Origin of the sequence: Dietzia alimentaria 72 (assembly GCF_000226215.1) — a bacterium.
In the GTDB taxonomy this organism is placed as follows: Bacteria; Actinomycetota; Actinomycetes; order Mycobacteriales; family Mycobacteriaceae; genus Dietzia; species Dietzia alimentaria.
In genome coordinates, this window is record NZ_AGFF01000007.1 from 316706 (window position 1) to 335650 (window position 18945).

Annotated in this window: 18 protein-coding genes; 14 read left to right on the plus strand and 4 right to left on the minus strand. The window is 66.1% G+C overall.

The genetic code is table 11. The features are described from left to right. Positions 1–165 precede the first annotated feature (165 nt). The gene (locus ON04_RS03915) at positions 166–1836 is read left to right on the plus strand and encodes an AMP-binding protein (protein WP_029457668.1); all 1671 of its coding nucleotides are present in this window, start codon (positions 166–168) and stop codon (positions 1834–1836) included. A gap of 237 nt (positions 1837–2073) precedes the next feature. Here the strand turns inward: ON04_RS03915 and ON04_RS03920 are convergent, their stop codons facing one another. Then, positions 2074–2322, minus strand: coding sequence for a DUF6480 family protein (locus ON04_RS03920; protein WP_010540283.1), 249 nt, complete (start codon positions 2320–2322; stop codon positions 2074–2076). A gap of 91 nt (positions 2323–2413) precedes the next feature. Here ON04_RS03920 and ON04_RS03925 point away from each other — a divergent pair, with 91 nt between their 5' ends. Genes ON04_RS03925 through ON04_RS03935 form a run of 3 tightly spaced genes read left to right on the plus strand, consistent with a single transcriptional unit; the run spans position 2414 to position 4295 of the window. After that, entirely contained in the window at positions 2414–2839 is a 426-nt protein-coding gene (locus ON04_RS03925; protein ID WP_010540284.1) for an organic hydroperoxide resistance protein, read from the plus strand. After that, entirely contained in the window at positions 2839–3582 is a 744-nt protein-coding gene (locus tag ON04_RS03930; RefSeq protein WP_010540285.1) for an alpha/beta fold hydrolase, read from the plus strand. Before ON04_RS03925 ends, ON04_RS03930 begins: the two co-directional genes overlap by 1 nt. 26 nt (positions 3583–3608) lie before the next feature. Further along, on the plus strand, positions 3609–4295 hold the full coding sequence (locus ON04_RS03935; protein WP_238529224.1) for a hypothetical protein: 687 nt from the start codon (positions 3609–3611) through the stop codon (positions 4293–4295). A gap of 15 nt (positions 4296–4310) precedes the next feature. Here ON04_RS03935 and ON04_RS03940 read toward each other — a convergent pair whose 3' ends face one another. From ON04_RS03940 to ON04_RS03950, 3 genes are read right to left on the minus strand one after another with little or no spacing between them, the layout of a single operon-like run. Next, on the minus strand, positions 4311–6032 hold the full coding sequence (locus ON04_RS03940) for an AMP-binding protein (RefSeq protein ID WP_010540287.1): 1722 nt from the start codon (positions 6030–6032) through the stop codon (positions 4311–4313). Continuing rightward, positions 6029–7213 (minus strand): acyl-CoA dehydrogenase family protein, encoded by a 1185-nt coding sequence (locus tag ON04_RS03945; protein WP_010540288.1) that lies wholly within the window; start codon positions 7211–7213, stop codon positions 6029–6031. The genes ON04_RS03940 and ON04_RS03945 overlap by 4 nt, the downstream gene beginning before the upstream one ends. Before the next feature lies 1 nt (position 7214). Next, positions 7215–8486 carry an acyl-CoA dehydrogenase family protein gene (locus ON04_RS03950; RefSeq protein ID WP_010540289.1) on the minus strand — a complete coding sequence of 424 codons (1272 nt, stop codon included), beginning with the start codon at positions 8484–8486 and terminating at the stop codon, positions 7215–7217. A 109-nt stretch (positions 8487–8595) separates the two neighbouring features. Here ON04_RS03950 and ON04_RS03955 point away from each other — a divergent pair, with 109 nt between their 5' ends. From ON04_RS03955 to ON04_RS04000, 10 genes are all read left to right on the plus strand, one after another. After that, positions 8596–8790: a ferredoxin gene (locus ON04_RS03955; protein WP_010540290.1), complete on the plus strand. Its 195-nt coding sequence runs from the start codon at positions 8596–8598 to the stop codon at positions 8788–8790. Continuing rightward, positions 8787–9725 (plus strand): 3-oxoacyl-ACP reductase, encoded by a 939-nt coding sequence (locus ON04_RS03960; protein ID WP_010540291.1) that lies wholly within the window; start codon positions 8787–8789, stop codon positions 9723–9725. The genes ON04_RS03955 and ON04_RS03960 overlap by 4 nt, the downstream gene beginning before the upstream one ends. Before the next feature lie 237 nt (positions 9726–9962). Then, positions 9963–10727 (plus strand): MlaE family ABC transporter permease, encoded by a 765-nt coding sequence (locus tag ON04_RS03965; protein WP_010540292.1) that lies wholly within the window; start codon positions 9963–9965, stop codon positions 10725–10727. A gap of 1 nt (position 10728) precedes the next feature. After that, positions 10729–11580, plus strand: a complete 852-nt coding sequence (locus ON04_RS03970) for an MlaE family ABC transporter permease (protein ID WP_010540293.1) — start codon at positions 10729–10731, stop codon at positions 11578–11580. A 10-nt stretch (positions 11581–11590) separates the two neighbouring features. After that, on the plus strand, positions 11591–12829 hold the full coding sequence (locus ON04_RS03975; protein WP_010540294.1) for an MCE family protein: 1239 nt from the start codon (positions 11591–11593) through the stop codon (positions 12827–12829). Continuing rightward, the gene (locus ON04_RS03980) at positions 12826–13881 is read left to right on the plus strand and encodes an MCE family protein (protein ID WP_010540295.1); all 1056 of its coding nucleotides are present in this window, start codon (positions 12826–12828) and stop codon (positions 13879–13881) included. The genes ON04_RS03975 and ON04_RS03980 overlap by 4 nt, the downstream gene beginning before the upstream one ends. Further along, entirely contained in the window at positions 13874–15022 is a 1149-nt protein-coding gene (locus ON04_RS03985) for an MCE family protein (protein ID WP_010540296.1), read from the plus strand. Before ON04_RS03980 ends, ON04_RS03985 begins: the two co-directional genes overlap by 8 nt. Continuing rightward, positions 15019–16275 carry an MCE family protein gene (locus tag ON04_RS03990; protein WP_010540297.1) on the plus strand — a complete coding sequence of 419 codons (1257 nt, stop codon included), beginning with the start codon at positions 15019–15021 and terminating at the stop codon, positions 16273–16275. Before ON04_RS03985 ends, ON04_RS03990 begins: the two co-directional genes overlap by 4 nt. Next, complete coding sequence (locus ON04_RS03995; protein ID WP_010540298.1) at positions 16272–17525, plus strand: MCE family protein; 1254 nt, start codon at positions 16272–16274, stop codon at positions 17523–17525. The genes ON04_RS03990 and ON04_RS03995 overlap by 4 nt, the downstream gene beginning before the upstream one ends. Next, positions 17522–18940: an MCE family protein gene (locus ON04_RS04000; protein WP_010540299.1), complete on the plus strand. Its 1419-nt coding sequence runs from the start codon at positions 17522–17524 to the stop codon at positions 18938–18940. Before ON04_RS03995 ends, ON04_RS04000 begins: the two co-directional genes overlap by 4 nt. Positions 18941–18945 lie beyond the last annotated feature (5 nt).

The following is an 18945-nucleotide window of genomic DNA, read 5'->3' on the forward strand; positions in this document are numbered from 1 at the left end:
CTGGGTTAGAGTCCACGGCGAGCCGTCACACAACAGTTGTTATGTCGCTGTTGTCCACCATCTCATGGCGTCGTTCCAGCCGCCAGCAATCATGAGGAGTCCGTCGTGAACGCCGACGAGAGCCGTTACCAAGCACCCACCGTCGAGCCAGAGAACGTCGAACGGATGCTGCCCGAGGAAGTGGCAGCCCAGCGCATGACGTTCGCCGACGTCCTGGACCGCCGGCGCGGCGATACCCGACCCGGGTTGCTGTTCGAGGACGAGCGCTACACCTGGGATGAGGTGATCCGGGAATGCGAGAAGCGGGCTGTGGTGCTCAGCCGGCTTCGGCGGACCGACCGGCCTTTCCACGTGGGTGTGCTGCTGGAGAACGTGCCCGACTACATCTTCCTCATCGGCGGCGCTGCCCTGTGCGGGGCAACGATCATCGGCATCAACCCCACCCGCCGGGGTGCCGAACTCGCCGGCGATATCCGTGGAGTGGACTGCGACCTCATCGTCACCGACTCCGAACAGGCGCAACTCCTCGACGGGCTCGACACCGGCGTGGACGCCGATCGCGTGCTCTCCGTCGACAGCCCACAGTGGCAGGAGGCGGTAGCCGCTGCCGCAGACGCCGAGCTTCCGGAGATCGACGCGGCCAACGACCCGGCCACTCAGCTGCTGCTGACGTTCACGTCCGGCTCGACCGGCGCGCCCAAGGCGGTCATCTGTAGTACCGGCCGGTTGGCAGGGCTGGCCGCCATCAACCACCTGTCGTTCGTCCGAGACGACGTCACCTACAACTCGATGCCCCTGTTCCACGGCAACGCGATCATGTCCTGCTGGGCGCCGTCGGTGTTCACCGGCGCCACCTTCAGCATGCGGCGCAAGTTCTCCGCCTCCGGATTCCTGCCCGACGTCCTCAAGTTCGGCGCGACATTCTTCAACTACGTGGGCCGCTCGCTGGCGTACATCCTCGCGATGCCCGAGTCGCCAGAGGAGCGGCAGACCCGGCTGCGTCTGGTGTTCGGCACGGAGGCCTCGCCGCACGACCGCGACGAGTTCGAGCGCCGCTACGGGACCCGCCCCATCGAGAGCTACGGCTCATCCGAGGGCGCGGTCGTCATCAGCCTCACCCCTGACTCCCCGCGGAACGCCCTGGGCAAGGCCCCCGAGTTCATGGACGTCTGCGTTCTGGACGCCGAGGGCAACGAGTGCCCGCGCGCCGAGTTCGACGAAAACGGGCGTCTGCTCAACCCGGACGCGGCGATCGGCGAGATCGTCAACCGCACCGGGGCGGCGATGTTCGAGGGGTACTACCGCAATCCCGAGGCCACCGCGGACCGGATCGAGGGCGCCGCCTACCGTTCCGGCGACCTGGGCTATCGCGACGCTGACGGGTTCTTCTACTTCGCCGGCCGGGCTGGCGACTGGCTGCGCGTGGACAGCGAGAACTTTGCCGCCGCTCCCGTCGAGCGCATTCTGGCCCGCTTTCCCGGAATTGCGTTGGTGGCGGTCTACCCGGTCCCGGACCCGCGCACGGGCGACCAGGTGATGGCCTCCATCCAGATGGTGCACGGGCACCGGTTCGACCCCGAGGCGTTCGGCCGGTTCCTGTCCGAGCAGGCGGATCTGGGCACCAAGTGGGCCCCGCGCTTCGTGCGGGTCGTGGACTCGATCCCGGTCACCGCGACGCGCAAGATCGACAAGAAGGATCTGCGCCGCCAGTCGTGGACCGTCGAGGACAGCGTGTACCTGGGTGACACCAAGACGCTGACGTACCGCCGACTCGACGACGACGACAGGGACGCCCTGCTCGCCGAGTACGACCTCTATGGGCGCTCGCCGGCATAGAGCCAGCGTATCCAGCCTCAGTCGCGCTGCCCCTCTGACTTGCCCCTCTGACTTGCGCTGCCGGTATGGTCCCGACCCGCAGCGTGAGTCGGGTGTATCCGTACATTCGGCCAGCGCGAGTCAGGGAGGCAGCGTAAGTGACGGGGCTTGTGCTGGCACGCCGCTCGGAGGAGGCGGACTCGTCGTCGTCACCATCTCCGGCCGGGCAGCCGCCGGCGGTGGCAAGGCGAGCCCGCGTCAGCCCAGGCCGAACAGCCTGCCGATGAGTCCGAGGGCCATCAGCAGCACGACCAGGATGATGACCGCCAGCACGACGTAGACCCCGATGCGTGAGTTGGTCTTGGTCGGGCTCTGCCCCGTCCGCGCACTGTCGGAGGCCAGGGAGGTGGAATCCGAGTCCGGCGTCTGCGGGCCGGTGGGCGAGCCGCCAGCGTCGAGGTCGGGGGAGTCGCTGGGGTCCGGGTCGGGCGGGGGCGTGGTGGTCATGCCCCACTTTCCCACGGATTCCTCAAGCGACGCAGCGAACGGGCGTACGTTTGGCGATGCGAGCACGCCCACCCAAAGGAGGAGAACTGCTATGGCGGATCCGTTGTACACCGTTGAGGCCCTGTCGACCGGAGGTGGCCGTGATGGCCACGTCGCCACCAGCGACGGGTCGATTGATCTGGAGATGGCTCCACCCAAGGAGCTCGGCGGCTCGGGCGAGGGCAACAATCCCGAGCAGTTGTTCGCCGCAGGCTATGCGGCCTGCTTCCTCTCGGCTCTGCAGAGTGCCGCGCGGATGAAGAAGGTCAAGATCGACGGCGCCTCGGTGGGTGCCCGGGTATCGCTCGTGCCGGCAGGGGAGAGCAGCATCGAGCTAGCCGTAGAGCTCGAGGTGGTCATCCCCGATCTCGATCGCGAGCAGTCCGACGAGTTGGCCAAGCAGGCGCACGAGCTGTGCCCCTACTCCCGGGCCACCCAGGGCAACATCGAGGTCAACGTGACTGTGTCCGAGGACTGATGACCGACCTCGTCTTTCTCCCTGGCCTGCACGGCGACGCGCAGTCGTGGGACCCGGTCTTGCGCGCGCTGCCTGGCGATCTGACCGCCACGGCCCTGGATCTGCCGGCTGTGCCCGACCTCGACGCGCTCGTCGATGAGGTGGCCGGGCAGATCGCGACCGGCAGCGTCGTCGTCGGGCACTCCCTCGGCGGGGTGGTGGCCATGCACCTCGCCGAGCGGCACCCCTCCCTGCTCACCGGCCTCGTTTTGGTGACCGCGCCTGTGGGTGCGGAGGACCCGGAGTCTGCCAGCGCGCGCGCCGCCCGGGCTGCGGGCCTGAGCGCGGAGGCATACGAGGAGATCGCGCTCGACGGCATGGAGGCGGTCTACTACGGCGACCGCGGCCGGGATCCGAAGGTCAGGGCAGAACGGCTTCGGGCCGCGCACGGGTACGGCCCAGACCGGTTCGCAGCGCACTCGGTGGCTCTGGGCCGACGCCCCGACCGCAGCACGTTCCCGGCGCAGGCGCCCTGCCCGGTGTTGATCGTGGGGGCGTCACACGACCAGGTGGTGCCCACCGCCGAGCAGCGCCGCTGGGCGGGAGCGAACGGTGCCCAGACTGTGGGCGCAGCGACCGCTGGCGGCGACGTCGCCCCCGTGGCCTACGTCGAGATCGCGCCGGCCGGACACATGGTCCCGGTGGAAGCACCGGAGAACGTGGCCGAGGCCATCAGCGACTGGCTCGTCGCGATCACGGGCTGATACCGCGGCGGATTCGAGGTGTGAGCGTGCAGCAGGCAGAGTACGACCACGGAGCTCCGAGCGATCGGGACACCTTCTGCGAGGCGCCCGCGGCCTACATCGTGGAGACTTATTTTGTTCTCCGGCTGGTGATCGCCGGCGGGGCACTGGCACTGCCGCCGGCACTACTGGTGTGGGCAGGTATCGATCCTGCCGTGGACTTTGTGAATTCGATCAGCGCCTTCTATTACACGCCGGCTCGCGGCCTGTTCGTGGGCACCCTGGTGGCGATCGGCGTCGCGCTGGTGGCGTACCGCGGATACACGCGCGGTGAAAACCGACTGCTCAACGCTGCGGGAACCCTGGCGATCGTCGCGGCGTTGTTCCCGACCGAAGACCCCGGATTGCCCGGATTGGACGCGGCCAACGTCATCCACGTCCTCGCAGCGGCGGCCTTCTTCATCCTGGCCGCGCTGTCGATCTTCTTCTACGGGCAGTCGACCGTCGGTTCGATCCCGAAGCCGGCGCAACAGCGCGGGTATCGAGCCGTGTACCGGGTCCTCATCGTGCTGGTCTTGTTCTTCCCCGCACTTTCGCTGCTGCTCGCCTGGTTGGCGGACTCCACCATGGCGCTGTTCCTCGTGGAGACCGCCGCGCTCTACGCGTTTGCGACTTTCTGGATCGTCAAAACCTACGAGCTGTCACAGTCGCACGCTGAGGCCAGGGTGGTGTGATGACCCGCCACCGTCTTAGGCGCGGGCGTACTCCTGTGACCCGTGCACGCGCACCCAGACGTCGTCGCCGGCGGGCTCCGTGCCGCGGTCGACCAGGTCTCGGGCCCGGAACTTGAAGCTCGCCGTGCGGGGCAGCGCCGAGGTCACCCGCAGCAGGGACGGCCACTGTTTGGGTCCCAGATCAGGCTGGGCTGCGAGGAACTCGCCGAATTCGCTGACCACGTCTTCGCGCGAACCCGCGACGCCGTCGCCGCCACCCAGCACTATCGCCGCGGCCACCGCGTCGCCGATGGCGCCCGGACCGCGCACCGCGTCCGCCGGCACGGCGTATACGCCCACCTCGGCCACATCGGGATGGCGCCGCAGGATGCGCTCGATCGGGGCGGCGGCCAGGTTCTCACCGTCCACCCGCATCCATCCGCCGGAGCGGCCGGCGAAGTAGACGAACTCGTCGTCGTCGACATACGCCAGATCGCCGGTGTGGAACCGTCCCCCGCGCATCCTCTCGGCGTCGGCGGCCGGGTCGCCCCAGTAGCCCGCGAACAGCCCCGGCCCGTCGGCCACGAGCTCGCCCACGGCCTCGTCGGCGTTGACCAGGGCGCCGTCCGCAGAGAAGTGTGCGCGGGAACACTCGGCGCCTGTCTCCACATCGATGATCCGTACGCCCGCGGGCAGCGGGCCGAGCGCGGCGTCCGGCGTGTCGGGGGTACGGGTTATGGATAGGCCGCCCTCGCTGGAGCCGAAGCCATCGACCACGGTCACGCCGAACCGCCGCGCGAACTCGTGGCGGACATCCGCCGGGGCCTCGTTGCCGTAGACCACGCGCATGGGGTTCTGGGCGTCGTCGTCGCGCTCAGCGGTGGCGAGGATGTAGGACAGCGGCGCGCCCACGTAGTTGGCGAAGGTACAGCTGTAGCGGCGTACGTCGGCCAGCCAACCCGAGGCGCTGAAGTGACGGCGCTGCGCGATCGAGCACTGCGCGAACAGCGACATCGGCCACGCCACCATCACCGCATTGGAGTGGAACAACGGCATGGCGCTGTACACGCAGTCGTCCGGGCCCATGCCGAACCGCTCGGCGAGCATCCGCGACGGCACCGAGATCTTGAACTGGGTGATGCGCACGGCCTTGGGATCGCCGCTGGTGCCGGAGGTGAACACGAGAGCCACCAGATCGTCCGGGCCGGTGGGTACGGTGGCGGGATCGGGCAGGCTGGTGTCGGCGTGGCGGTCCAGCAGCACAGCCCACTCGGGAGAGTCCACGGAGATCACCGGCACACCGGGGTCGAGGCCGTCGAGGAGCGGCTCGTTCGCCGAGTCGGTGAGGATGACCGCGCAGTCGGCCAGTGTGGCGTCGCGCAGGAGCGCCGCGCCGCGCCGCGTCGGGTTGAGCCCGGCCACGACCAGCTCCGAGCAGGCCGCCGCGCCGAGCAGGTGGAGGTACTCGGGTGTGCCCGCCATAAGCACACCCACGTGGGCATGGGCAGGCCGCGCACCGGGGTTGTTTGACGATGACGACGACGAGGTCATCACTTCCCGCAGCGCGGCGATCCGCACCGCGATCTCATCGACAGCCTGCGACCACGGCGTGAACTCGCCGTCGGCCCAGATGCCGCGGTCGGCTACGTCGTTGAGGGCGCGCACCGCGTCGGCTACCGAGATGAACGGGTCTGCCGCCACGTCCGCGATCGTCCGCACGCGGCGGGTAGACGCGGTGGAATCTGTGGTGTTGCTCATGCTGAATGCTCCCAGGGGTCGCCATCGGTGGCCAGCACGTCGCCAAGGTCGATCAGTTGCCGGGTTGCGCCACCCAGGCGGAACTCGGAGGCCTTGGCGGCGAGGAAGTAGCGGTGGAGGGGTTCGGACCGGTCGAGGCCCACGCCGCCGTGGATGTGAACTGCGCTGTGCGCCACGCGGTGGCCGGCGTCGCAGGCCCAGAAGTGGGCGGACGCCACCGCGGAGCGGGCGGCTGCGGTGACAGTGGCTGTGCCGGCGTGCTGTGCACTACACGCGTCGAGTTCGTAGGCCGCGCGCAGCGTGGACAGGCGCACGGCGTCCACGTCGATCAGTCCGTCGGCCAGTCTCGCGGCGACGGCTTGGAACGACCCGATGGGCCGGCCGAACTGGTGGCGGGTCGACGCATAGGCCGCTGTCCGCTCGAGGGCAGCCTCAAGCACACCCCACTGGTACGCGGCCAAATGGACGCGGCGGCGCAGGGCGTCGAACTGCTGCGTTGCAGCGGACACCGACGGGAGCGAGTTGCCCGCGGAGAACTCGTAACCGGCGTTCGGTGCATCCGGATCGCGATCGGCCAAGGGGAGGTACATCGGGGCGCCCTCGACGATCCCCGCGCAGGAGAAGTCCACCGGTACGGTCCGCTCGATCCGGACGGTGCTCGCCGCGGTGGCGGTCGCGACATCGCACACCCAGAGCAGGGGGTGGTCCGGGAACGGTGCGGGCGAGACCAGGACGTCGGCGATCGGGGCCCAGTCCACTTCCGCTCCGCGATGCACCTGACCACCGGCCACCGCCGCGATCTCGCGGCCCTCGGCCACCGCGGTGGAACGCCCGGTCAGGCCTGCGTCGTCGAGTAGGTGCGCGGCGCGGATCGCGGGCGACAGGGGGACAGGTGCGAGGACGCGGCCGAGCTCCCGCAGCACTAGCGCCTCGCCTACCACCCCGAGCCCAGCGCCACCGAGCCGCTCGGGCGCGAGCGCCGCAGGCACGCCGGCGCGGACCAGCTCCTCCCAGTAACGGGCGTGGAACCGCGCGGTGGAGCGGTCGGCGCCGCCGGATTCGGTGCCGGGACCGAAGCGGGCGTCGAGCTCCCGCAGGGAGTCGTCGGTGACCAGTTGCTCGCCCATTCGGCGGACGAGGCCCGCCAGCTCTGTAGCGGTGTCGTCGACGGAAAAATCCATGTCAGCGCTCCTTGCTGGGGGTGCTGGGCGGGCGGGGAGTGCTGGCGGCCGTGACCCGGGGAGCAGGCGGTAGCCCGAGGCCGGCAGTGGCGATGATGTCGCGTTGCACCTCGTTGGTGCCGCCGCCGAAGGTGAGGATGAGCGCGGAGCGGTGCAGCCGCTCTATGCGGCCGTGCAGCGCGGCCGTGGGGGAGTGCGCGCGCTGATTGCCCGACGAGCCGAGCACCTCCATGAGTAGACGGTAGGCCTCGCAAGCGGTCTCGGTGCCGTACACCTTGGTCGCGGACGCGGCGATGCGAGTGGGTGCGGCCGAGCCTGCGCTGACGATCTCCCAGTTCCGCAGCGCCAGATACTCGGCCATGGCGTGCACGCGCGCCAGGTGGGTGCGCACCCACTCGTGTTCGATCACGGTGCCGCCGCCGGGCAGACCCACATCCGCCGAGGGCGTCTCCCGCGACCATCGCAGCACCTGCCGCAGCGAGGCCTGCAGGGGCGCGGCCGAGGTGAGCGCGACACGTTCGTGGTTGAGCTGGTTGGTCATGAGCGGCCAGCCACCGTGTTCAGGGCCGACGAGGTTGCTCGCCGAGACCACCACGTCCTGGTAATAGGTGGCGCTGGTATCGGGACCGGCCATGGTGTGCACGGGAGTCCACGAGAAACCGTCGGCGTCGGTGGGAACGACGATCATCGAGATGCCCTTGTGGCGCGGGGCTTCCGGGTTGGTGCGGGCCGCCAGCCAGATCCAATCGGCGTAGGCGACCAGCGACGTCCACATTTTCTGGCCGTTGATTCGGTACACATCCCGCCCCTCGTGCTCACCGGTGCCCGCCTCGCGGACCGCGCGGGTTCGCAGGGAGGCCAGGTCGGTGCCCGAATCGGGCTCGGAGTAGCCGATGCCGAAATGTAGCTCGCCACGACTGATACGCGGGAGGAAGTAGTTCTTCTGGTCGTCGGAGCCGAACGCCATGATGGTCGGTGCGACCGAGTTGATGGTAAGGAACGGGACCGGGACGCCGGCGATCGCAGCCTCGTCGGTGAAAATCAACTGGTCGATCATCGGGCGGCCCTGGCCGCCGTACTTCTCAGGCCAGCCCAGCGTCAGCCAGCCGTCGTGGCCCATCTCCGCGACGATCTCGCGGTAGGCGTTCCCGTAGCCGTACTCGCCGGTGGTCGAGGTGAAGGCCGCGCGGCGTTCGGGGGTCATCAGCGCCGCGAAGTACTCGCGTAATTCGTCCCGAAGGCGTTCCTGGCCCGGGGTGTAGCTGATGTCCATATGCCCTATGCTCTTCGTCGGGTGGAACACGTTCTAGTGTCGTGGTTCACATAGTATCGGACCATCCCCGGGGCCAGAGAGGCTACGGGACTTGGCAAGGAGGACCGGCATGAGGATTGAAGTGGATCCCGACCGCTGTGAGGGGCAGGCCGTGTGCGTGGGCCTCGCGCCCAAGGTTTTCGAGCTGAACGACGACGACGAGATCGTTCGCGTCATCGTCGACGAGGTGCCGGAAGAGCACCAGAAGCGAGCTCTCAAGGCCGTGGAGAAGTGCCCGATGGCAGCACTGAAGGTTGCCCAGTGAGCGCCGGGGTGGAGCGCAGGGCGCTGGATCAGGACCTCTCGCTCGATGGCCGGGTCGCAGTTGTCACCGGATCCGGTTCCGGGCTCGGTGCTGCCGAGGCCGTGGAGCTGGCCCGTTCGGGCGCGGCGGCGGTGGTCATCAACGACATTCGGTCCTCCGACGACACGGACGCGGTGATCGCGGACATCGAGGCCGCGGGCGCCAAGGCTGCTCTCGTGGTGGGCGACGTCTCCGAGCGCGAGACCGCCGACGCCATGATGGCCGAGGCCATCAAGCTCGGCGGTCCCCACGTGGTCGTCAACAACGCGGGCATCACCCGCGACAAGATGCTGTTCAACATGTCCGACGAGGACTTTGACGCGGTGGTCAAGGTGCACCTCCGCGGGCACTTTCTCCTCACCCGCAACGCGGCCGCGCACTGGCGCGCCGAGGACAAGAAACGCAGCGAGGGAAGCGCTCCGATCTACGGTCGGCTCATCAACACCTCGTCCGAGGCCGGACTGTTCGGCCCACCCGGGCAGGCCAACTACGGCGCCGCCAAGGCCGGCATCACCGCGCTCACGCTCTCGGCGTCGCGGGTGCTGGGCCGGATCGGCTGCACGGCCAACGCGATCGCCCCGCGCGGACGCACCGGCATGACAGAGGCTGTGTTCGAGGACTGGGACGAGTCCAAGGGGCCGGACCCTCTGTCGCCGGACCGCGTCGCGGACCTGGTGTCGTACCTCGCGTCGCCGTCCGCCTCCGAAGTCAGTGGGCAGCTCTTCGTGGTATACGGAGGCATGGTTGCGCTCGTGGAGGCCCCGGTTGTCGAGCGGCGGTTCGACGCCGAGGGCGGCGTGTGGGATCGCCGTACGTTCGCGGACGCTGTCTCGGATCACTGGTCCGGAAGGCCCGAGGGCAAGTCGTTCTCGGCCGCGGAGATCATGAAGCTCTGATATCGAGCAGGAACCCCCGCCGCGCGTCGACCGTTAAGCGCGGCGGGGGTTGTCCTCGAGGGGCGGGCGATCGTGTTAGATTGCCCGCACGCAAGTAGGGGCACCGATTGGGGGTAATCGGAAGTTCTTGCTAATAAGAACGTGTTCTAGCTAGTGTGTAAGCCGCGTCACACCGAGTCGGTCACTTGTTCAGGCCGGGTGCGGCGGGGGGCGCTTTATTAACAGGAGGGGGGCGCCATGGCGAAAATTCTCGATGCGCCACTCAGGGGAGTAGGCGACTTCTTCGCACTGACTCTGGACACGTTCGTCTCGTTCCCGTCCATCGTGCGACAGGGCCGCGAGTTTGTTGAACAATCCTGGTTCATCGCCAGGGTGTCCATGCTCGCGACGGTGCTGGTGGCAATACCTTTCACGGTTCTGGTGAGTTTCACGCTCAACATCCTCCTACGTGAAATCGGTGCAGCCGACCTCTCAGGAGCTGGTGCCGCACTCGGAGCCGTTACGCAGGTGGGCCCAATGGTGACAGTGCTCATTGTCGCAGGAGCAGGGGCCACGGCGATCTGTGCCGACCTAGGTGCGCGGACCATTCGCGAGGAGATCGACGCCATGGAGGTCCTGGGCATCGACCCGGTGAAGCGGCTGGTCGTTCCGCGGGTCGCTGCGTCGACCTTCGTCGCACTGATGCTCAACGGCCTGGTCATCACGATCGGGATCCTCGGTGGGTTCCTGTTCTCCGTCCTCCTTCAAGGGGTCAACCCGGGAGCGTTCGTCAACGGAATTACGTTGCTCACGGGCTTCGGGGAACTCGTCCTGGCGCAGATCAAGGCGGGAATGTTCGGCATGCTGGCGGGCCTGGTCGCCTGCTACAAAGGTCTTTACGTTCGTGGCGGCCCGAAGGACGTGGGCAACGCCGTGAACGAGACCGTGGTGTTCGCGTTCATGTCCCTCTTCGTCGTCAATACCGTGCTCACCGCGGTCGGAGTTAAGGTGCTGGGGGCGTGAGATGACCGTCATCGAGACCACCCGGTTCCCGCGATTGTCACGGGCCGGCCACAGGCTGGGCGGCGGCTTCGACAACCTGGGAGATCACGCGCTTTTTTTCTGGCGCGCGCTGTTGTCCACCCCCCGAGCGCTGACCCAGTACCCCAAAGAGACTCTTCGGCTCATCGCCGAGATCGCGATGGGCACCGGTGCCCTGGCGGTCATCGGGGGCACGGTCGTGATCGTCGGTTTCCTCACCCTCGCCACCGGTGGCGTCATCGCCGTCCAAGGTTTCTCCTCACTTACCGACGTCGGGGTCGAGGCTTTGACCGGCTTTTTCGCGGCGTTCATCAACGTTCGGATCGCAGCACCGGTTATCGCCGGGATCGGCCTGGCCGCCACCATCGGCGCCGGAGCGACCGCTCAGCTCGGCGCCATGCGCGTCTCGGAGGAGATCGACGCTCTCGAGGTGATGGCCATCGACTCGATCACGTACCTTGTCTCGACGAGGATTGTGGCCGGAATGATCGCGGTCATCCCGCTGTATTCACTCGCCGTAATCGCATCCTTCCTGGCCAGCAGGTTCGCCACCGTGAGCATCTATGGACAGTCCGGAGGCGTGTACGACCACTATTTCTCGACGTTCCTCATCCCCTCGGACATCCTCTGGTCATTTGTGCAGGCCATCTGCATGGCCATCACGATCATGCTCATTCACACGTACTACGGCTACAACGCCGCAGGCGGACCCGCAGGAGTCGGTTCCGCGGTCGGTAACGCCGTCCGCACTTCACTTATCGCCGTCGTCACCGTGACCCTCCTCGTCTCCCTCGCCATCTACGGCGGAGACGGCAACTTCAACTTGTCGGGCTAGGGGGAGAGACATGGCCAGAACTGTGAGTCAGAGCGACACCGTTCCCAAACGGATCGCCGCTACCGGTTTGATCCTCTTCATCGTGACGGTGGTGGTGCTCTCGCTGCTGTTCTTCGTCCGCGCGTTTGACAGCCGGGTTCCTTTGACGGTGGTCAGCGACAGATCTGGGCTCGTGATGGAGGCTGACGCCAAGGTGCGCTCGCGTGGGGTGGAGATCGGTAAGGTCACCGAGATCCGCCAGGAGCTGGGCGGTGCCGTGATCGAGGTCGAGGTGGACCCTGTAGCGCTCGAGGGTGTCCCCGCCAACTCGATCGTGTCCATCAGTTCCAACACGATCTTCGGTGCGAAATCTGTCGAATTCCAACCCCCGGCCGATCCCTCCCCGGAAGCGCTCGAGAGCGGAGCGGTAGTCCCGGCTTCATCGGTGACTGCTGAGATCAACACTCTGTTCGAGGACCTCACAAATTTGCTGACCGCGCTGGAACCCGAGAAGCTCAACGCCACGCTCGGCGCTCTGGCAGGTGCGTTGGATAATCGTGGCGATCAACTCGGCCAGACCCTGGCCGACCTGGACTCGTACCTGATGGAGATCAATCCGCAGATCGAAACACTGCAACGTGACCTGGCCAAGGGTTCACGTGTAGCCAATCTGTACGCCGACGTCACCCCGGACCTCATGCGACTCCTGGACTCCGGAACCGATGTGGGAAACAACGTGGTGGCCAATCAGGCTAAGTTCGAACAGCTTCTCGTCTCCGCAATCGGCACGGGGGAGACCGGTAAGCGCCTTCTTGCGGAAAACGGGAACGAGCTCGTCAAGGCCCTCCAGGACTTGCGCGCGTCGACCAGTCTGATGGCCGAGTATTCCCCCGCGCTCAGCTGCATGATCATCGGTCTTAACAGCGGCGCCGAGGCCGCAGGTCAGGCGTTTGGTGCTAAGAACCAGCCGGGATTGACCTTCAAGGCCGGATTCCAGCAGGGGGCGCGGGCTTACGACAACCCTAAAGACCTGCCGAAGGTGAACGCGAGTACAGGTCCCAACTGTTACGGACTGCCGTTCCCGGAGCCCGGCACGCATGCGCCATTCGTCGTTACGGATACCGGATCGAACGTCATGGAGGGTATGCCCAACGTGTTCACCTCGCGTAACGAGCCACTCCTCGGGCCACTCAAGCCGTCAGAGCCGGGTAAACCTGCGCCCCCGACGCTTCTTCAGGTCATGCTCGGTGACACGGGAGCCACCCCGTGACCGCGGGACGCGTTGCGGCGTCGAACGCCCGCAAGACGGTTATAAAACTCGTGGTCTTCGCGGTCGTCATGTTGGTCGTGCTCGCCGGGCTCCTCGTGGTGTTCAGCGAGTATCGATCGGGGGAATACACGAAGTACAACGCTGCCTTCACCGACGTCTCGGGTCTGGAATCCGGTGACAAGGTGAGGATCGCGGGCGTCGAGGTGGGCCGAGTGAAGAAGGTCTCGCTCGAGGACGGAAACACCGCAGCAGTCGCTTTCACCGTTGCGGGAGACCAGAGCGTCCACCGCAGTACCGAAGCGGTTGTCCGGTACGAGAACCTCACGGGTGACCGATACCTGGAACTGAAGCGAGGCGAGGGGGACCAGTCGTCTCTCGATCCGGGCGGCATGCTGCCCATCTCGCAGACAACACCGGCCCTGGATCTCGACGCCCTTCTCGGCGGCTTCCGGCCGTTGTTCAAGGCACTCGAGCCGGGGCAGGTCAACCAGCTCTCCGAGTCCATCGTGCAGGTGTTCCAGGGAGAGGGGGGCAACGTCCAGGATCTGCTGGCGTCGACGTCGTCGCTCACCGGCGCACTCGCCGACAGGGATCAGCTCATCGGTGACGTCATCAGCAACCTCACCGGGGTGCTCACGACCGTCGCCGACAACCAGGAGAATGTCGATTCCATCGTCGTCAACCTCCAGGAACTCATCTCCGGTCTCGCACGAAACGCGGGGCCGCTGGGCGAATCGGTCTCGCGGCTCAACGACACGAGCAAGAATATGACGACCCTGCTCGCCGACGTACGACCCCCGCTCCGTGAGGATGTGGCCCAGCTGGATCGGGTCGCGCAACTTATCAACGACGACGAGCCCTACGTCGAAAGCGTCATCAACCGGCTGCCATCCGACTTCGAGAAGATGAGCCGTCTCGGTGTGTACGGCAGCTTCTTCAACTTCTACCTCTGTGGAGTGATTGTCCGAGTGACCAGCCCGGTCACCGGTCAGGACGTCTTCCTCCCCCAGTACGAACAGACGACGGGCAGGTGTGCGTTCCCCGATGAGTGAAAAGTCCGAGGGCGCTCCGCTGAAGGCGCCAAAGGGTCAGCTGCGATTCCGCGACCGCAGTTCGCGGGCAATCGGGATCTGGGGGATCCTTGGTTGCGTGGTGCTGCTGGCTGTTGCACTCAACTACGACCGCATCCCCTACGTGAACGGAAAAAAGAACGCCACGGTGTACGTGGCCGACGCCGCCGGCCTCAACAAGGGTGACGAGGTCCAGGTGGCGGGTATGAAGGTTGGTGACGTCCAGAACATCTCTCTCGACGGTGATCGCGTCGAGGTCAAGTTCAGGCTCAATACGAACGTCGACCTGGGTTCGGACACGTCTGCGCAGATCAAGACCGACTCCATCCTGGGGCGCCGCGCGCTCGCCGTGTTCTCGGATGGGCGGGGCGAACTGCCCGACTCCACCATTCCCATCGAGCGCACCTCCGTTCCGTATTCGCTGACGTCCGCACTCGAAGAACTCAGCACCACGGTCGAGGAGATGGATACCGACAAGGTCGACGAGGCGCTGACTACTCTCGCAGCGACGATGGAGAAGGCGTCGCCCGAGGTGAAGGGCGCAGTAGACGGGATAACGCGGCTGTCCCGGTCGCTCAACACCCGCGACGAGGCACTGCGGAATCTCCTCGACAAAGCGGCTGGGACGACGGACGTCCTCGGTAAGCGCAGCGATCAGCTCAATCAGCTCATGGTCGACGGGAACACGCTGTTCACCGAGCTCGACCTCCGTCGGCGCGCGATCAGCGAACTCGTGATAAACATCGACTCCCTGGCTCGTGAGCTCTCGGGAGTGGTCCAGGACAACGAGGCGCAACTCGGACCGGCGCTGGACAAGTTGGAAAAGGTCTCCGATCTGCTCATCCGCAACAGGGACGACATTGATCTGGGCCTGCGCCGGATTGTCCCGTACTCCACCGCGCTCGGCGAGGCCGTCGCGTCGGGGCCGTGGTTCAACGCCTACATCTCGAACCTGTCTATCGGCCAGTACCCGCAGACGATTCTCCGCGATCTCATGCCACTGATCGACGACCGCATCAAACCTGAGCCGGGGCTGGTGCGCGAGCCCACGATGCCGGGCATCCCCGAATTGACCATCACGGACGAGTTCCCCGGATGGGGAGCAGAGAGGAAGCCCCGATGACCCGTGTTCTCAAGCCGATCGCGGTCGTCGCGGTGATCGTTCTCATCGTCGCTGCGGCCTGGTACGTCTTCTCTGGGAAAACCAAGACCATCACCGCCTACTTCGCCTCCACCAAGGGCGTCTACGAAGCCGACACGGTTCGTGTGCTCGGTGTCCAGGTGGGCACCATCTCCTCGATCGAGGCGGAGAACGGTCAGTCCAAGGTCACCATGAAGATCGACCGCGACCTCGCGGTGCCCGGGGACGCCAACGCCCTGCTGGTCGCGCAGTCGCTCGTCGCCGAGCGCTTTATCCAGCTCACCCCCGTCCACTCGGAGGGGCCGGTGCTCGAGGACGGTGACTCCATCCCGATCGACCGGACCGCGGTCCCGGTCGAGTGGGACGGGGTCAAAGAGCAACTTCTCAAGCTGTCCTCCGCGCTCGGCCCCACGGAGGATGACCCGGATGGTGCGTTGAGCAGCTTCGTGGACTCAGCGGACGCGATGCTCGACGGAAACGGTTCCGACGTCCGCGAGGCGCTCAATGAGGTCTCGCACACGATGTCAGTGCTCTCCGACGGACGCGAAGACCTGTTCACCACGTTGCGCAATCTTCAGCTGTTCGTCAGCGCCCTGTCGGCAAGCGAAGAACAGATCGTCTCGTTCGGCGGAAAGCTGGCCAACGTCTCTCAGGTGCTGGGTGACCAGACGGGCGACATCGACGCCGCGCTGAAGGACCTCGATCTGGCCGTGACGGACATCAACCGATTCCTCGACGCCAACGGCACTCGGGTCACCACTGCGGTGGACAAGCTCGGGCAGGCCACTCAGGTGGTGCGGGACCGGCGCAAGGACCTGGAGAACCTGCTCCACGTGGCGCCCACAGCGACGTCGAACTTCTACAACATCTACCGGCCGTACCAGGGCACCCTCAACGGCGTGCTCGCCTTGAACCAGATGTCCAATCCCACCAACTTCATCTGTGGCGCGATCGCCGGGCTCGCCAACAACACGGCTGAGTCCGACGCGCAACTGTGCGCCGAGTACATGGGCCCGCTGTTCAACTCGCTCACTTCCAACTACCCGTACGGAACCGTTGTTCCGCCGATCACCCCGACGGCTGAGCCGGACCAGATCGTTCAAGGGCAGAAGCCGGGAACCCAGACCCCGAATGGGGTTCAGCCACCGGCTGACCGGCCCGACCCCCTGATCAACGTCGTCAACAATGGCGACGACCTCACCGCGAACCTGCTGGCCACCGGAGGCACCCGATGACCCGCGATGAACGACGCACTAACCGGCTACTCGCGAGCGGAGCTCTCGGCGCCGCGATACTCATCGCCGGCACGGGCTGCGGCTGGCAAGGCCTGAATTCGCTGCCGCTGCCCGGAGCGCAGGGCAACGGGGACGGTGCCTACGAGGTCACCATCCAGATGCCCAACGTCACCACGATCACACGCAACTCTCCGGTTCGCGTCAACGATGTCAACGTCGGCTCGATCACGTCGATCGAGGCCCACGACTACACCGCGATGGTCACAGTCTCCCTCAACGAGGACGTCCGACTGCCCGCGAACGCCTATGCGAAGATCGGGCAGACCAGCCTCCTCGGCTCACAACACCTGGAACTCTTCCCGCCTCCGGAGCAAAAACCGGTGGGCACGCTCGTCGACGGCGACGTGATCCCGCTGGAGCGGGCAGGGGTCTATCCCACCACCGAGCAGACCCTGTCCGCGTTGTCAGTGGTCCTCACAGACGGTGGCCTCGCGCAGTTCGACACCATCGCCAGCGAGCTCAACTCCGCCCTTGATGGCCGAGAGGTCCAGGCCAAGGACGTCATCTCGCAGCTCAAGACCACGGTGGGGGGCTTGGATGATCAGCGCGCCGACATCATTGCCGCCATGGACGGGCTGGACCGACTCGCGCGTCAGGTCAACGAGCAGAACGACACTCTGGCTCGCGCATTGTCGGATATGCCAGAGGCGCTGCAGCTGGTGAACGATCAGAAGCAGGAACTCACCACCGCTCTGGTCTCCCTGGGCGACTTCGGAAACAAGGCCAACAAGATCATCGAGGCCGGCGGTGGTCAGAACCTCGTCGACAACCTGTCCGACCTCACCCCCGTGCTGGAAGAACTCGCAGCCAGCGGCCGCAACCTCACCAGAGTCCTGCAGATCCTCATTACCTTCCCGTTCCCGCAGTCGGGTATCGACAACTTCCTTCGCGGCGACTACGCGAACCTGTATATCGATGCCGACCTGACCATGCCCCGGATGGCGGAAACTCTTCTCCTGGGGACGGAATTCGGAAATCGCATGTCAGGGCTTGAGGGATACGTGGGCCTGGCGCCCAACCCGTTGGCGAGCGCTGATCCGTACTCACTCGACATTCCGCGTCCGCCTGAACTCGAGCCGGGGGCTCCGGCTGCCTCCGCAGACCCCGGGCTGGGCGGTCAAACCGACTTACTCGCGCCGCCCGCGGAACCCGCCACACCAGACACCCCGGTCGAGGAAGGTCCCCGATGACCCGTTTCGTCAAGATCCAGTTGGCGATCTTCTCGATCGTCACCGTGATCGGGCTGACCGTCATGTCGGTCGTCTACCTCAAGATCCCGACTGTTCTCGGGTGGCAGCGCACCGACGTCGCGCTCGAAATGCCGGACACCGGTGGGTTATACGAGAACGCCAACGTCACGTACCTGGGCAACGTCATCGGTCGCGTGGACGCTGTCACACTCAAACCGGGCCACGTCGTGGCAGATATGCACTTCGATTCCGGTGCGGAGGTACCGGACAACGTTCGGGCGGAGGTGCGTAGCGTCTCGGCGATCGGTGAGCAATACGTCGACTTCGTTCCGCAGGGGGAACCGGAGGGAACCCTCGCCAGCGGAACGGTCCTCGGATCGGACCGTGTGGATATGCCGCAAGACATCGGTCCTGTACTTGACCAGGCGACCGCTCTCATGGCCTCCATTGACAACGCACATCTGAAGAACGTCATGTCTGAGGCCTTTGACGCGTTCAACGGCTCCGAGCGGGATCTGCAGCAGTTCCTCGATTCAGCGCAGCTTCTCCTCGACGAGGCGCAGCGCAACACGGGCGTGACCCAGAAGCTCATCGCTGATGCCGAGCCCGTTCTCGACTCGCAGTTGCGCTCGTCTGATTCGATTCGTGCGTGGACCCGCAATCTGGCGGACATCACCGACCAGCTGCGCACGAACGAACCACAGCTCACCTCGCTCATGCAGCGGGGTCCGGACTCGCTGGGCCGTGTCACCAAGGTGCTCAACGACCTCCAACCCACGATGCCCGTTCTGGTCGCCAATCTGGTCAGCGTGGGAGAGGTCGGCGTGGTCTACAACCGGTCGATCGAACAGGTACTGGTCCTCTACCCGGCGCTGGTGTCCGGGCTATTGACCGCGATCGACGGCGCCAAGGACACCAACCAGATCAAGGTGGACTTCAACCTCCAGATCAATGACACTCCTCCGTGTACGACCGGGTTCCTCCCGGCCGCCGATCGGCGATCGCCCGGGGACCTGTCGGTTCCCTCCCAGATCAACGGCCTGTATTGCAAGGTCCCGCAGGATTCACAGATCGCCGCGCGTGGTGCGCGCAACCTCCCGTGCATGGAGTACCCGGGCCGGCGCGCCGCCTCACCGGACGAATGCGCGGTCAACAACTACACCCCGCGCGGCTCGAACCCGCCGGATACCTCCGAGGTTGGCCCTCCCGGAAATAATCCAGGTGCGTACAACGTGCGGCCCTCCTCCGCGACCGGTGACCGTGAGATCACCACCTCGGCCGCGGTGTACGACCCGGCGACCGGCGAGTACGTCGGCACGGATGGGAAGACGTATCGCCAGCAGAACCTGGGTACTGTGGCAAAGTTGCCCGCAGACGCGAGCATGGCTGATGTCCTCACGAATGGAGTGGCCTGACTGTG

What these genes read in the sequence shown, in the direction of transcription:
- ON04_RS03945 (WP_010540288.1), bottom strand. Translation starts at nt 7,213, where the DNA reads ATGGATTTTTCCGTCGACGACACCGCTACAGAGCTGGCGGGCCTCGTC.
- ON04_RS03990 (WP_010540297.1), top strand. Translation starts at nt 15,019, where the DNA reads ATGACCCGTGTTCTCAAGCCGATCGCGGTCGTCGCGGTGATCGTTCTC.
- ON04_RS03985 (WP_010540296.1), top strand. Translation starts at nt 13,874, where the DNA reads ATGAGTGAAAAGTCCGAGGGCGCTCCGCTGAAGGCGCCAAAGGGTCAG.
- ON04_RS03965 (WP_010540292.1), top strand. Translation starts at nt 9,963, where the DNA reads ATGGCGAAAATTCTCGATGCGCCACTCAGGGGAGTAGGCGACTTCTTC.
- ON04_RS03930 (WP_010540285.1), top strand. Translation starts at nt 2,839, where the DNA reads ATGACCGACCTCGTCTTTCTCCCTGGCCTGCACGGCGACGCGCAGTCG.
- ON04_RS03970 (WP_010540293.1), top strand. Translation starts at nt 10,729, where the DNA reads ATGACCGTCATCGAGACCACCCGGTTCCCGCGATTGTCACGGGCCGGC.
- ON04_RS03920 (WP_010540283.1), bottom strand. Translation starts at nt 2,322, where the DNA reads ATGACCACCACGCCCCCGCCCGACCCGGACCCCAGCGACTCCCCCGAC.
- ON04_RS03915 (WP_029457668.1), top strand. Translation starts at nt 166, where the DNA reads ATGCTGCCCGAGGAAGTGGCAGCCCAGCGCATGACGTTCGCCGACGTC.
- ON04_RS03925 (WP_010540284.1), top strand. Translation starts at nt 2,414, where the DNA reads ATGGCGGATCCGTTGTACACCGTTGAGGCCCTGTCGACCGGAGGTGGC.
- ON04_RS03975 (WP_010540294.1), top strand. Translation starts at nt 11,591, where the DNA reads ATGGCCAGAACTGTGAGTCAGAGCGACACCGTTCCCAAACGGATCGCC.
- ON04_RS03940 (WP_010540287.1), bottom strand. Translation starts at nt 6,032, where the DNA reads ATGAGCAACACCACAGATTCCACCGCGTCTACCCGCCGCGTGCGGACG.
- ON04_RS03955 (WP_010540290.1), top strand. Translation starts at nt 8,596, where the DNA reads ATGAGGATTGAAGTGGATCCCGACCGCTGTGAGGGGCAGGCCGTGTGC.
- ON04_RS03995 (WP_010540298.1), top strand. Translation starts at nt 16,272, where the DNA reads ATGACCCGCGATGAACGACGCACTAACCGGCTACTCGCGAGCGGAGCT.
- ON04_RS04000 (WP_010540299.1), top strand. Translation starts at nt 17,522, where the DNA reads ATGACCCGTTTCGTCAAGATCCAGTTGGCGATCTTCTCGATCGTCACC.
- ON04_RS03950 (WP_010540289.1), bottom strand. Translation starts at nt 8,486, where the DNA reads ATGGACATCAGCTACACCCCGGGCCAGGAACGCCTTCGGGACGAATTA.